11 protein-coding genes are annotated in these 13,907 nt (G+C 64.2%); 6 read left to right on the top strand and 5 right to left on the bottom strand.

From position 1 onward, the window contains the following. Positions 1–287: 287 nt before the first annotated feature. Positions 288–1,901 (bottom strand): alpha-glucosidase, encoded by a 1,614-nt coding sequence (locus tag ACVOLR_RS16035; RefSeq protein ID WP_481537323.1) that lies wholly within the window; start codon positions 1,899–1,901, stop codon positions 288–290. A 204-nt stretch (positions 1,902–2,105) separates the two neighbouring features. On the opposite strand from ACVOLR_RS16035, the gene ACVOLR_RS16030 reads away from it, so the two are divergent. Then, positions 2,106–3,104, top strand: a complete 999-nt coding sequence (locus tag ACVOLR_RS16030) for a polyprenyl synthetase family protein (RefSeq protein ID WP_481537322.1) — start codon at positions 2,106–2,108, stop codon at positions 3,102–3,104. Between the two features lie 5 nt (positions 3,105–3,109). Continuing rightward, complete coding sequence (locus ACVOLR_RS16025; protein ID WP_481537321.1) at positions 3,110–3,364, top strand: helix-hairpin-helix domain-containing protein; 255 nt, start codon at positions 3,110–3,112, stop codon at positions 3,362–3,364. A gap of 254 nt (positions 3,365–3,618) precedes the next feature. Here the strand turns inward: ACVOLR_RS16025 and ACVOLR_RS16020 are convergent, their stop codons facing one another. Then, positions 3,619–4,407 (bottom strand): dienelactone hydrolase family protein, encoded by a 789-nt coding sequence (locus ACVOLR_RS16020; RefSeq protein ID WP_481537320.1) that lies wholly within the window; start codon positions 4,405–4,407, stop codon positions 3,619–3,621. Positions 4,408–4,531: 124 nt separating this feature from the next. On the opposite strand from ACVOLR_RS16020, the gene ACVOLR_RS16015 reads away from it, so the two are divergent. After that, a complete protein-coding gene (locus tag ACVOLR_RS16015) occupies positions 4,532–5,125 on the top strand; it encodes an SMI1/KNR4 family protein (RefSeq protein WP_481537324.1) in 594 nt (197 codons plus the stop codon). Positions 5,126–5,185: 60 nt separating this feature from the next. On the opposite strand, the gene murD is transcribed toward ACVOLR_RS16015, so the two are convergent. The 3 genes from murD to ACVOLR_RS16000 form a co-directional block, all read right to left on the bottom strand. Beyond that, the gene (gene murD, locus ACVOLR_RS16010; RefSeq protein WP_481537319.1) at positions 5,186–6,622 is read right to left on the bottom strand and encodes a UDP-N-acetylmuramoyl-L-alanine--D-glutamate ligase; all 1,437 of its coding nucleotides are present in this window, start codon (positions 6,620–6,622) and stop codon (positions 5,186–5,188) included. Continuing rightward, a complete protein-coding gene (murL, locus tag ACVOLR_RS16005; protein WP_481537318.1) occupies positions 6,603–7,988 on the bottom strand; it encodes a UDP-N-acetyl-alpha-D-muramoyl-L-alanyl-L-glutamate epimerase in 1,386 nt (461 codons plus the stop codon). Before murL ends, murD begins: the two co-directional genes overlap by 20 nt. Positions 7,989–8,064: 76 nt before the next feature. After that, positions 8,065–10,674 carry a bifunctional aspartate kinase/diaminopimelate decarboxylase gene (locus ACVOLR_RS16000; protein WP_481537317.1) on the bottom strand — a complete coding sequence of 870 codons (2,610 nt, stop codon included), beginning with the start codon at positions 10,672–10,674 and terminating at the stop codon, positions 8,065–8,067. Between the two features lie 260 nt (positions 10,675–10,934). On the opposite strand from ACVOLR_RS16000, the gene ACVOLR_RS15995 reads away from it, so the two are divergent. The 3 genes from ACVOLR_RS15995 to ACVOLR_RS15985 all read left to right on the top strand — a co-directional run bounded on the left by ACVOLR_RS15995 (position 10,935) and on the right by ACVOLR_RS15985 (position 13,881). Beyond that, positions 10,935–11,804: a PhzF family phenazine biosynthesis protein gene (locus ACVOLR_RS15995; protein ID WP_481537316.1), complete on the top strand. Its 870-nt coding sequence runs from the start codon at positions 10,935–10,937 to the stop codon at positions 11,802–11,804. Positions 11,805–11,836: 32 nt separating this feature from the next. Continuing rightward, the gene (locus ACVOLR_RS15990; protein ID WP_481537315.1) at positions 11,837–12,697 is read left to right on the top strand and encodes a PhzF family phenazine biosynthesis protein; all 861 of its coding nucleotides are present in this window, start codon (positions 11,837–11,839) and stop codon (positions 12,695–12,697) included. A 308-nt stretch (positions 12,698–13,005) separates the two neighbouring features. After that, positions 13,006–13,881: a PhzF family phenazine biosynthesis protein gene (locus ACVOLR_RS15985; protein ID WP_481537314.1), complete on the top strand. Its 876-nt coding sequence runs from the start codon at positions 13,006–13,008 to the stop codon at positions 13,879–13,881. Positions 13,882–13,907 lie beyond the last annotated feature (26 nt).

Below are 13,907 nucleotides of genomic sequence, written 5' to 3'. Positions count from 1 at the left end.
CTTAGCTCTTAGCTCTTAGCTCTTAGCTCTTAGCTCTTAGCTCTTAGCTCTTAGCTCTTAGCTCTTAGCTCCTAGCTTTCCCTTCTCCCGCCTGCGGGGGAAGGTGCCCGTAGGGCGGATGGGGGGAGCTTTGGCTTTGGCTTTGGCTTTGGCTTTGGCTTGCTTTTAAAAGCGCCCTCACCCCAACCCCTCTCCCGCAGGCGGGAGAGGGGCTTTAGCAAAAGTCAAAGCCAAAAAAAAAGGCGGAGATGCTATCTCCGCCCGCACAAAAGAGAGAGCAACAAAAATCAGCTACGACGCGCGCAATACACCGCGTGCCCAGGCAGTACCAGTTCACCAGCCTCTACAGCACCCGCGACCGGACCCGGCAGCGCCAAAGCCTGCCACTCACCTGCCGGTAACGCATGCCGCACGGCCTCGCCCGACAGATTGAAGGCTAGCAACAAGCTCTCATCGCCCGCCTGGCGTTCGAACAGTAACACCGGCTCAGCACTGTCCAGGAAGCGAATCGAACCCTCGACCAGGGCCGGATGCGCTTTGCGCCAGCTCAGGAAGCTGCGGAATGCGTGGAGCACCGAATCGCCATTCACTTCCTGCAGCTGCACCGACAAAGCCTGATGTTCGGCGGGAATCGGCAACCATGGCTTGCCAGTGGTAAACCCAGCCAATGCGCCATCAGTCCACGGCATCGGCGTGCGGCAGCCGTCGCGCCCCTTGAAATTCGGCCAGAAGGTGATGCCATACGGATCCTGCAGCGCCTCGAACGGCACGTCCGCTTCGCCCAAGCCCAGCTCTTCACCCTGATAGATGCACACCGAACCACGCAGCGAGCACACCAACGCAGCCAGCATCTTCGCCAGCGACGGCTTGGCCGGATGGCCCCCCCAACGCGTCACCGCACGCTGCACGTCATGGTTCGATACCGCCCAGCACGGCCAGGACTCGCCCATTGCCGCTTCCAGCCGCTCGACGGTGCCGCGGATGTAGGCCGCGCTGTAATCATCCACCAGCAGCTCGAAGCTATAGCCCATGTGCAGGCGGCCCGGCGCGGTGTACTCGGCGGTAGTCGCCAGCGAATCTTCCGACGAGATTTCGCCCAGCGTCACCGCCTGCGGGTACTGGTCCAGCAAGGCACGCAGGCGCTCAAGGAAGCCAATGTTCTCCGGCCGGGTGTTGTTGTAGTAGTGGTACTGGAACGCATACGGATTGTCCGGGCTGAAACCACGGCCAATACGCTCGCTTTCGGGTTTCGGCGGGTTGTCGCGCAGCTGCGCGTCATGGAAGCAGAAGTTGATCGAATCCAGACGGAAGCCATCCACGCCACGGTCGAGCCAGAACTTCACGTAATCCAGCGTCGCCTGCTGCACCTCCGGATTATGGAAATCCAGGTCCGGCTGCGAAGCGAGGAAGTTGTGCAGGAAATACTGCCGACGCCGTGGCTCCCACTGCCAGGCCACGCCACCGAAGATTGACAGCCAATTGTTCGGCGGGCTGCCGTCATCGCGCGCATCGGCCCACACATACCAATCGGCCTTGGGATTGTCGCGACTCTCCCGGCTTTCCTTGAACCAGGCGTGGTCTACCGAGGTATGGCTGAACACCTGGTCGATCATCACCTTCAGGCCCAGCGCATGCGCCTTGGCCAGCAAGCGGTCGAAATCGGCCAGATTGCCGAACAGCGGGTCCACATCGCGGTAATCAGCAATGTCGTAGCCGAAATCAGCCATCGGCGACTTGAAGAACGGCGACACCCAGATCGCATCCACGCCCAGCGAGGCCACGTACTCCAGGCGATCGATGATGCCCGGCAGGTCGCCGACGCCGTCGCCATTGGTGTCCAGGTAGCTGCGCGGGTAAATCTGGTAGATGACGGCACCGCGCCACCATGGAGTCTTGGACATCGAACGCCCCCCTACGGGCCTCAGAGCCCCTGTTTCAGGGCCGCGAAATGTATGCCGGCCAGCTTAGCGTTGGTGCTTTGCCGGCGGTGCTGCTTGCATACGTATTCACTGCGCAAAGGCCCGTTTCTGTTCGGTTTTCGCCCCCGACGGGCCGCCTGCGCCCACACCGCCTATAATCCCGGTGGTACCCCCTGAAGTCTTCCTATGAGCATCGCTGAACATATCCGCCCCGCGCTGGGCCTGCCTGCCATCCAGACCCTTGCCGCAGCGGACATGGCTGCCGTCGATGCCCTGATCCGTCGCCGCCTGTCCTCGGACGTGGTGCTGATCAACCAGATCGCCGACCACATCGTCTCGGCCGGCGGCAAGCGCCTGCGGCCGATGCTGGTGATGCTGGCCGGCCATGCGGTCGGCGGCGCCGGTCCCGAGCACCACCAACTGGCGGCGATCATCGAGTTCATCCACACCTCCACCCTGCTGCACGACGACGTGGTCGACGAATCCGACCTGCGCCGTGGCCGCAGCACCGCCAATGCCTTGTGGGGCAACGCCCCCAGCGTGCTGGTCGGTGACTTCCTGTACTCGCGCAGCTTCCAGCTGATGGTCGAGCTGGAGCGCATGGCGGTGATGCAGATCCTGGCCGACACCACCAACCGCATCGCCGAAGGCGAAGTGCTGCAGCTGCTGCACGTGCATAACCCGGACACTGACGAAGCCGCCTACCTGCGCGTTATCGAGCGCAAGACCGCGGTACTGTTCGCCGCCGGCACCCGCCTGGGCGCGCTGGCCACCGGTGCCGACGAGGCCGTGCAGCAGAAGCTCTACGACTACGGCATGCACCTGGGCTATGCCTTCCAGATCGCCGACGATGTGCTGGACTACTCCGCCAATGCCGACGAACTGGGCAAGAACCTGGGCGACGATCTGGCCGAAGGCAAGGCTACCCTGCCGCTGATCCATGCCATGGCGCACTCGGAGGAAGTGGTCCGCAACCGCCTGCGCGAGATCGTGCAGGACGGCGATGCCAGCGCCATGCCGGAAGTATTGGCCGCGATCCACGCCACTGGTGGATTGGAATACAGCCGCAAGCGCGCCGTTGAGTACGCCAACGCGGCCGAACAAGCGCTGGACGGCCTGCCGGAAACCGAAGCCGTTGCCGCCCTGCGCGGTCTGGCCCGTTACGCCATCGAACGCAGCCACTGATCGCGATGGCGGGACTGCAGCAGTTCAACGAGGACGAACGCGCCGTGCTGTTGGCGGTGAAAGGGGTCGGTACCACCGTGGTGGCCCGGCTGGAGCAGTTGGGGTTTCATTCCCTGCAGCAGCTGGCCAAAGCCGAAACCGGCGATGTCGTCAGCCAGGCCTCGGCAATGCTGGGCAGCAGCTGCTGGCGTAACAGCCCGCAGGCACGGGCGGCAATCAGCGGGGCGATAGCGGCGGCGCAGAGCCGGGCGCCCTTGTAGGAGCGGCGTAAGCCGCGAAGCCACAGTTGTTCCCGGCGTCGCCGAACACCGACCACCATTGCCGCATCCCGTGGGGACAGCATTTGCCGCGATCTGACAGATGGTCAGCTTCGCGGCTTATGCCGCTCCCACAAACCTGCAACCTGCAACCTGATGCTTTGCTGGTGAAGCCTCTGCCGAGCATGGCTCGGCACTACCGCTTTGAGATTGCTGGTGAAGCCCCTGCCGAGCATGGCTCGGCACTACCAAAAGCATTAGTCCCCTAGCCGCTCTTCCAGGAAGTTGTCCATCATCTTCCAGGCGCGCTTGGCGGCGCGTGGGTCGTACAGGCAACCCGGTGGGCTGTTGGCGTCGGACTCGGCGAAGCAATGCACCGCGCCGCTGAAATTGACGAACTGCCAGTCGGCCTTGGCTGAATCCATCTCGCTGCCGAAGTTGGCGATGTCCTCGGCGGTTACACCGCGATCAGCCGCGCCATTGAGCACCAGGATCGGCACCTTGCCGCTGCCGGCTGCGGCCGGAGTTGGGGTAGACAAGCCACCGTGCAAGCTCACCACACCCGCCAAAGGCAGGCCAGCGCGGGCCATTTCCAGCACGGTTGTGCCGCCGAAGCAGAAACCCACGGCAGCAATGTGCCGGGTGTCCAGCGGCACTTTGCCCGCCTGCGCCTTCAAGGCATCCAACGCCGCAGCTGCGCGGGCGCGTAGCAGGCTCCGGTCATCTCGCAAGGGTTTGGAAGCAGCAGCGGCCGCATCATTGTCCTTGGGCCGCACGTTCTTGCCGTAGACATCGGCAACCAGTACCACATAGTCATCGCCGGCAATCTGCTCGGCCTTGGCAATCGCCGAGGCATTGACGCCGCGCCAGTTCGGCACCATCACCACGCCCGGTCGGCGCGCATCGCCGTCATCGTCGTAGACCAGCACGCCACTGAAGGTGGTGCCGTCGTGCTGCCACTCCAGCGGCTGCGTCTTCATTGCAGCCCATGCAGGCGTCGCCGCCAGCCCCAACATCGTCACTGCAGCCCATCGCCACTTGTTCATGCCTGCGCTCCTGAGAAGAGGACGGAGGGCATCAAGTCGATATCGCACCTCCCGTGGCGCATTGTGCATTGGCGGCGTTACGCAGGTGTGCTTGGATATACATCCCCCACGCATCCAGCTGCATATGAGCCTTGTCGAGACCTTCCTTTCCGGCCTTGTGCCGCGCCTGCCAGCAGACGATACCCCGATGTGGCGCTGGGTAGAAGGCGCAAGCCAGTCCGACCTGCAACGCCTGCAGCGACAGTGGCCGCAGGTACCGGCAAGCCTGCTGGAGCTGCTGGCACAGGTGGATGGCAGCCACTACCGGGACTACCCGCAAGGTGAGGTCAACGTGCTGATGCTTGGCTCGGACGTCGGCGACGGCAGCTATCCCTACTACCTGCGTTCGGTACAACAGATCTTCGAGGACAGCGCGCAGTGGGACGACAGCATCCGTTCCATCTACGAAGAATGGCTGGACGATGAGCCGGAGATTCTTGGTGCCGGCGTCGATGCCGACGTGCCGATGAGCAAACGCCTGTGCTTCTCGCACTGCATGAACAACGGCGGCACTTCGATGCTGTATCTGGATTTTGATCCTGCTGACGGCGGCACTAGTGGCCAGGTCGTGCGCTATCTGCACGACCCGGACAGCTATGCGGTGATCGCGCCCAGCTTCGATGCCTATCTGCAGCAGCTGATCGATGGCGGTTACGCTTTCACCGACGAAGATGAGTGATCTGGAGGTGGTGGGCGGCGCCGACTGACAGTCAGCGCCACCTCGGCCTCGGCCAAGGCCTTACAGGATGCCGATACCCGGAATCGCACTGATGCTGTCCGGGTCGAAACCGGCCAGCTCGGCGAAGTGCCGTCCGCGCGCCACATAGTCCTTGTAGGCACCAAAGCTCGGCGCGCCCGGCGACAGCAGTACTACCCCGCCCTGCCCGCCCAGCGCGGCACGCGCCAATTCCACTGCATGCGGCAGATCGGTCGCGGCATGCAGGCCAAAACCGCCCACCTCGGCCAGTGGCGCGAGCAGCGTATTGATGCGTGGACCGTTGTTGCCCATGGTCACGATTTCGACCGGCGCGTTGTCGCGCATGTGCTCGGCGAAGTCCTGCCAGTCCACGCCGCGATCGTGCCCGCCGACCAGCAAGGCAATGCGCTGCCCGGCGAAACAATCCAAGGCGGCCAGCGATGCGTGCGGCGTGGTGCTGATCGAATCATTCACCCAACGCAGGCCATCGCGTTCGCCCAGCAGCTGCAGGCGGTTCGGCAACGGCCGGAAACTCTGTACCGCAGGTGCCAAGGCAACCGCATCCAGACCGAGCGCCTCCAGCGCGGCCAGCACCGCGCACAGGTTGCCGCGGTTGTGGCGGCCGGGCAGCGGCGTGTTCGAGGTATCGAACACCGCTTGATTACCGCGATGCACGACTTCGCCGACCATATGCCAGCCTTCGGGCTGGTTGAACCAGACGATCTGGCTGTGCGGCAGCTGCAGCGCGCGCAGGTGTTCGTCCGCTGCATTCAGCACGGCGACGCGCGGATGGCCACCGGTCACCAACGACAGCTTGTCGTCGATGTAGCGCTGCTCGCTGCCGTGCCAATCCAGGTGTTCCGGAAAGATGTTCAACACGATGGCGACGTCCGGCCGCGTACCGCTGCGGGCGACTTCGCCGGTCTGGTAGCTGGACAGCTCCACCGCCCAGTAGTCCGGTGCCGGCTGCGGGTCCAATGCCTCCAGCAGCGGCAGACCGATATTGCCGATCAAACCGGTGCGATGCCCGGCCGCACGCAGCAGATGCGCCAGCAGCGAGGTGGTCGTGCTCTTGCCCTTGGTGCCGGTCACGCAGACCGTGTTCGGCAGCGTGCCATCGGCATCGGCGTGCTCGCTGAACCACAGCGAGGTGCCGCCGATGAACTGCGTGCCCTGCGCCAAGGCATGCTGTGCCTCGGGCTTGTACGGACTGATGCCCGGCGACTTGATCACCACTTCGAACGAAGCCAGCAGCTCGCCACTGAGCTCGGTTTCAACGCGTAGATGCGTATCGCCCAACGCCAGAATTTCTTCTGCTTCGGAAGCCGAACACAGCACGGTCAGACGCGCAGGAAACCGCTCCTGCGAATCGCCGCTGATTCCCCATTCCCGATCACGCAGCGCGTGATAGGCCGCGCGGCCCTCACGCCCCCAACCCCACAGCGCGACCCGCTTGCCTTCAAGCTGCGAAATTCGCACGCAGACGCTCCCACAGTGCTGCCGGGATGCGGTGCTCGCCATCAAATACCAGCAACGGTTCAATCTGCAGTTCGTCCGCCGCCAGCGTCGGCTGGATCAGGTTGGCGAAGCGCTTGACCAGCACATCTTCCTTCCAATCCGGACGCGATGCCAAGGTCGCCATTGCAGCGCGCGACTCCTTGCCCTCGCCCACGCACTCGAACGGTTTGTGATCCTGGAATTCAAGCAACGCGTCGTAACCGCCAGCCTGTTCCATATCGTCCAACAGGTTGCGACCGAAGATGCGCACCAAGCGGATCTTCGGCATGAACGGGGCCAGCGCCAGGAACACGAAGTGGCACTTCGGGCAGACGCCGCACCAGCGGTTCACCGGGCGCTCGCCGAGGATGTGGAAGTTACGGTTGCAGCTGGAGAAATGCGCGTCGTAGAAATCGGTCTTGGCAAATTGGCGGGCGACCGCCAGTTCCGACAGCGGACGCAGCAACGAGTAGTAATTCAGATCGGCGGCGATGTACTGCTGCACGTATTCGCCGAACGCCTTCTCGAAGGCCCAGCCCTTGGACCACTGGTGGTTCACTTCACCGGTACCGGCGATCTGGCTGCCGTAGCTGGCCGAGCGTTCGTTGGAGAACACCACTTGATCGACGCCCTGCACCACCGCAGCCAACACCATGATCGCCGAGTTCACCGCAGTAACCGGGATATGGCCGTTCCATGCGCCCTGGCGATTGAGCTCGAACAGCTCCGGCGCCAGCGTGCGACCGATGTTGAGGGTCGGCAGGCCGGTGCGCTCGGCGCAGGCACGGATCAGCTGCGAGCCGCCGATCCAGGTGACGGTTTCGGCGACGCCAGCGTTGCGCAGGGCTTCGATGCTGACAAGGGAGTCCTTGCCGCCGCCGATGGCTACGAGGGCGTGGTGGGCCAGACCAAGTTCAGGAGCAGAAGCGCCCTCACCCCCTGCCCCTCTCCCGTAAACGGGCGAGGGGAGGTTAGCGGGGAGCTTGAACCTGTCGCGCAGATTCAGACCGTTGCGATAGGCGAACTCGCCCAGGCCGTTGAAGTACACCGTTTCCACCAACTCGGCGGTGGCCGCGTCGATGGCGTAGCTGTCGATGCTTACCTGCGCCGGCACCGCTACCTTGTAGTAGCTGACACCTGCAATCAGGTGCAGCAGCTGCAGGGCGCGTTGCACCGCCGCCGCGCGTTCGTCGTCCAACTGGAACGGCGCGCCAGGCACGGTGACGGTTTCGGTCAACTCCGGACCGTCATCGAAGGCGTATACCAGCCGCGCCACACCGGTGTCCGCGGCGAAATCGCAGCGGACGAAGCGGAAACGGGAAACCTGGTCTTTATCAAAAGCTGTCATGGCGTATCCGGAAATCAAACTGGCCGTAGCGCGTCAGCGCGCAACGGACGACAAAGGTTTTCGCAGCAAACAGACGTCATTGCACATCATCAATGACGTCCTCGCGCGGCAAGGCGCGTTGGTTATAGGTACTGGCCATGCTGAAACCATAAGCGCCAGCATCGGCGATGACCATCACATCGCCCGGTGCGGTCGCCGCTGGCAACTTCACCCGCTCGGCAAACACATCGCTGGATTCGCAGATCGGGCCGACCACGCTGAAATCGACATCGCGCTCTGCATCCAGACGCGACAGGTTGGCGATGTCGTGCCAGGCGTCGTACAGCGCTGGGCGCAGCAAAGCATTCATGCCGGCATCCAGGCCAACGCGACGCACGCCGTCCTTCTCCACCACCTGGGTGGCATGGGTCAGCAGCACGCCGGACTCGGCAACCATGAAGCGGCCCGGCTCGATCGCCAGTTGGAAGGCCGGGTGCACTGCCTTGATGTCGGCCAGGCCAGCCGCCCAGGCTTCCAGATCAAACGGTTCGTCATCATCGCTGTACGGCACCGGCAAGCCGCCGCCGATATCGAGGATCTCGACACTGCCGATGCGGCGCGCAAAGCCGGCCATTTCATCGACCATCTGCTTCCAGTGGCCACTGTTTTCGATGCCGCTGCCCAGATGCGCGTGCACGCCGGTGATACGGATATCCAGCGCGCGGGCGGCGGCAATGAACTCGTCCACCCGCAGCGCGGACAGGCCGAACTTGGAGTCCTTGCCGCCGGTGTTCACCTTCTTGTGGTGACCATCGCCGTGACCCAGGTCGATACGCAGCCACAAGGAGCGGCCACGGAACACTTCCGGCCAATGCTTCAGCAGCTCGACGTTATCGACGGTGACATTGACGCCCAGCGCCAGCACTGCCTGGTACTCGTTGATCGGCGCGAAGCTTGGGGTGAACAGCACGCGCTCCGGGGTGATACCCGGCACCGAGGCGAACACCAGCTCCACTTCGCCCTGCGATACACATTCCAGACCGAAACCTTCGGCTGCAAGCGTGCGCAGGATCTCAGGATGCGAGTTGGCCTTGATCGCGTAGAAACGGCGGTCGATCGCCGGAATCGCCTTCAACTGGCGGGCGCGCTCGCGCACCTTGTCCAGATCGTAGATATAGGCCGGCGTACCTTGTGCGGCCAGTTCCAGCAGCTTCTTCTGCTTGGCCGGTGCCTGCCACCACGGCGTCTGCCGCGGGCGGATGCTGCCGATGATTTCGCGCCAGCGCGGGCCGAACACCTGCTCTTCGTAAACCGGCATCGCGCCGCTGTCGATCAGTTCGACGTGCAGGATAGGCAACAGCCCATCCGCATCCGCCTCGTCGATCACGAAGGTCAGGTTCAAGTCGTTGGAGGACTGCGAAATCATGTGCACGCGCTCTTTGCCGAACGTGGCCCACACGTCGGAGAGCTTGTACAGCAGCGAGCGCATGCCACGGCCAACCAGGGTAATGGCGGCGCACGGCACGATCACCTTGACCTTGCAGATCAGCGACAGGTCGGCCGACAACGCGGCCAGCACGTCGGTGTTGACCAGGTTTTCGGACGGGTCCAGCGACACGGTGACGTTGGTCTCGGCCGAACCGATCAGGTCCACCGACAAGCCATGCTTCTTGAACAGGTTGAACACGTCGGACAGGAAGCCGACCTGCTGCCACATGCCGATGCCTTCCATCGAGATCAGCACGATGCCGTTGCGGCGGCTGATTGCCTTGACGCCCGGCACCGGCTCGGCGGCGCCGTCGATGCTGGTGCCCGGCATATGCGGACGCTCGGTATCGAGGATGGCCATCGGCACGCCGGCATCGCGACAGGGCTTGATCGAGCGCGGGTGCAGCACCTTGGCGCCGGTGGTTGCGATTTCCTGCGCCTCGTAATAATCCAGGCGGGTCAGCAGGCGTGCGTCGGGCACGTCCTTGGGATTGGCGCTGAACATGCCCGGCACATCGGTCCAGATTTCAACGCGGCTGGCGCCGAGCAGTGCACCGAAATAAGCGGCCGAGGTATCCGAACCACCGCGACCGAGGATGGCGGTGCCACCGTCGCCGTGGCGGGCGATGAAGCCCTGGCTGATCAGCATGCGGGTCGGCTGCGCAGAGAAACGCTGCTTGAAGTCGCCGCCACCCTGCCACTGGCAGTTCACCGACAGACGCTGCGACCACTCGGTTTGGTTGGGTGCGGGCGGCAGGGCGTTCAGCCATTCGCGCGCGTCCATCCAACCAAAATCGAGGCCGGTGCTGCGCAGGTAAGCGGCACCAACGCTGGAGGACAGCAGTTCGCCCTGGCCCAGCACTTCAGCCTGCCAGTCCAGCGGACGGCTGGCCGCGCGCGGGTCGTCCAGCAGCGCCTGCAGCGCGGCCAGGCGTTCGGCCAGGACTTCGGCGCCCAGCTCCAGCTCGGCGAGAAATTCGTTGTGGCGGGTGACCAGCGCGGCCACGCGCTCGCGGCTGTCGGCGGCGCCGTCAGCGATCGCGGTCAATTCATTGGTGACGCCGGACAAGGCCGACACCACTACCAGCACCCTGCCACCAGTCTCGTCCGCACGTTTTTTCGCCAACTGACCGATCGTGTTCCAGCGATGACGACGCGACACCGAGGTGCCACCGAACTTCAGGACGATCCAGCGATCAGCAATTGGGGAAGCAGACATTGGCTTTGAGGATTCACTAGTGGGAGAAAGACCCGGCAATGCGGGCGGAACCCCCGATTCTATGCCAAGGCCGCTGTGCCGGGACGGCTGAGTTACCAGCGATACCATCGCCGCCCGGCCTCCCTCCCGGGATGGAGAAAGTAGCATTTGCAACGATTCGGGTCATCTTTGGGTGAATGGGGGATGGATTGGCGATTGGGAATGGCGACATTCCGCATGGTCATGCCTAAGCTGACCTGCCCTGCTCCACCCCAAAACCCATGCCCCCACGTCGTTACCTGCAACTGGACGTCTTCGCCGCCCGCCCCGGCAGCGGAAACCCGCTAGGCGTCATCCTCGACAGCGAGGGGTTGGACACCGCCGCCATGCAGGCCCTCGCGGCCTGGTTGAACCTGTCCGAGACCATCTTTTTCCTGCCGCCGGACGAGGGCGCCAGCTACCGCATCCGGATCTTCACCCCCAGCAGCGAACTGCCCTTTGCCGGCCATCCAAGCGTCGGCGCGGCCTGGGCAGCGGTCACCTCAGGGCTGGCGCGACCACAGGACGGCCGGCTGGTACAACAATGCGCTGCAGGGCTGCTGCCGGTGCAGGTAAGCGGGCCAGGAGACGCTCCCACCATTTTGTTGGCCAGCCCACCGGCCCAGCAGCATCCAACCTCGCCAGGTGCTGTACCTGAACAATTGCAGGCATTGCTCGTCCCCGGCTGCGTCCCCGAGCTCTGGGACAACGGGCCTCGCTGGTGGCTGCTACCGGCCCGCGATGCCGCCAGCGTCCGCGCAATGGTTCCAGACATGCCCGCAATCCGCGACTGGAGCAATGCCACAGGCACGACTGGCGTCGCGGTGTTCGCTGCCGAAGCCGGCACCGACCACTCTCTGGTGACCCGGGCATTCTGCCCGGCCGACGCCGCCGACGTGCCCGAGGATCCGGTCACCGGCAGCGCCAACGCGCTGATCGCCGCGTGGTTGCAGCAGCGCGGACAATTGCCAGGCGCTGATGGCAGCTACGTGGTCAGCCAGGGCCGTGAAGTCGGGCGCGATGGCCTCGTACACATCTCAATCGACGCGCAAGGCACGGTCTGGATAGGCGGCCAGGTGCAGCCGGTTATCGCCGGACAGGTGCACTGGTAAGCTGCCCAGCCGTCGTCTGGAACCGATTCGCAATGTCTGTTCGCCGCTATCTGCAGTTGGATGTGTTCGCCGCCCGTGCTGGCACCGGCAACCCGCTGGGTGTCATCGTCGACAGCGAAGGTCTGGATGATGCCGCCCTGCAGGCCATCGCCGCCTGGCTGAACCTGTCCGAGACCATCTTCTTCCTGCCGCCGGACGAAGGCGCCAGCTACCACATCCGCATCTTCACCCCGAAGGGCGAGCTGCCCTTCGCCGGGCACCCGAGCGTCGGCGCTGCCTGGGCCGCCGTGGAACTTGGCCTGGCCACGCCGGATGACAATGGCCAGCTGATCCAGCAATGCAAAGCCGGTCTGCTGCCAGTACGGGTTCAGGGCGGCCGCTGGTTCCGCCAGATCCACGTGCGCAGCCCGCAGGCAGAGCGCCGCGACATCACCCTCGATGCCCTGCCCGAAGGCCTGGCTGCGCTGGCCAAACCCGGCCACAACCCGGAGCTGTGGAACAACGGCCCGGACTGGTGGTTGCTGGAAGCCGGCAGCGAGGCCACCCTGCGCCGCTACAAGCCAGAGCTGGCCGCCATCGGCGCCATGCCGGGCCGCGGCAAGCTGGCGGTGTATGCACCTGCCGACCGACCGGATGTGGGCTACCAGTATGTGGTGCGCGCCTTCGCTCCAGGCGTGGGTGTCAACGAAGACCCGGTAACCGGCAGCGCCAACGCACTGGTTGCCGCGCAGTTGCTGGCGCAGGGGCGGATCAAACCCTTCCAGCAGTACCTGGCCAGCCAGGGCCGCGAGCTCGGCCGCAATGGCGAGGTGCGGGTGGAAGTGGATGCGGAGTCCAACATCTGGATTGGTGGTGAAGTGCAGCAGGTTATTGCTGGACACATTGAGTGGTGAGGGCGCAAGCCATGCCGGCTATTCCCTTCTCCCGCTTGCGGGAGAACAAAGGGCCTGCCCCCGCGAAGGCGGGGGTGCCCCGAAGGGGCGGATGAGGGGAAGCGCGCGAAGCACGCATGCCTTTGCCTTTTGAGACTCAAACAAAAACACAGAGCAAGCGGACTGCGTCCGCCTCCCCTCACCCCAACCCCTCTCCCGCAAGCGGGAGAGGGGCTAAAGCGAAAGCCAACTGCCAAAGCAACGGCAACAGCCGCAGCAACAGCAACAGCAACAGCAACAGCAACAGCCTCACAGCATCCGGACCTCCCATGACCACACGCCGTTTCCTGCAACTCGATGTCTTCGCCCCACGCCCCGGCACCGGCAACCCCTTGGCCGTGGTTCTCGATGCCGATGGACTCGACGATGCCGCCATGCAGGCCATCGCCCGCTGGACCCGCCTGCCCGAAACCACCTTCATCTTCGCCCCGACCAAGCCCGGCACCAGCTACGGCATCCGCATGTTCGCCCCGCAGAAAGAAGTGCCATTTGCCGGCCACCCCAGTGTCGGCAGCGCCCATGCCGTGCTTGAAAGCAGCGTGGCGGCAGCCGTCGATGGACAACTGATGCAGGACGGCATCGCCGGTCAGCTACCACTACAGATCAGTGAGCACGACGGTATCCGCACCATTGCCATCCGCACCCCGCGCGCTTCGGTGGCCGAGATCGTCACTGCTGAAGATTCGCGCCTGCAGCCGGCCATCACCGGCTGGTCGCTCGGCACGCTGCCACCGGTCTTGATGGATGGCGGCCGCCGTTGGTGGGTTGTTGAAGTCGCTGATGAAGCCGCCCTGCGTGCGCTGAGCCCGGACTGGGATGCAATCGCCAAGCTCGCAGAAGACACCGGCGCGATGGGCGTGTTCGCCTATGCGCGCGCTGCTGGCGACAACTACCAACTTGTGGTCCGCGCGTTTGTAGGCAACGGCCGTCGTTTTGAAGATGCTGCTTCCGGTGCCGCCAACGCGGTATTGGCCGCCTGGCTGGACGAGCGCGATGCCCTGCCCGGCGCCGACAAGCGCTACACCGCCAGCCAGGGCCGCGAGGTGGGTCACGACGCCTTGCTGGAACTGCGCATCGATGCACAAGGCGATGTCTGGTCCGGCGGTCAGGTGCAGACCGTGATCCGCGGAACCATCGATTGGTGATGCGGTCAGAGACTCACCAATAGCCG

It is taken from the genome of Stenotrophomonas sp. STEN030, from assembly GCF_056759995.1.
Note: the sequence above shows the minus strand (reverse complement) of the source record. Positions and strands in the feature narration are given on the sequence as shown.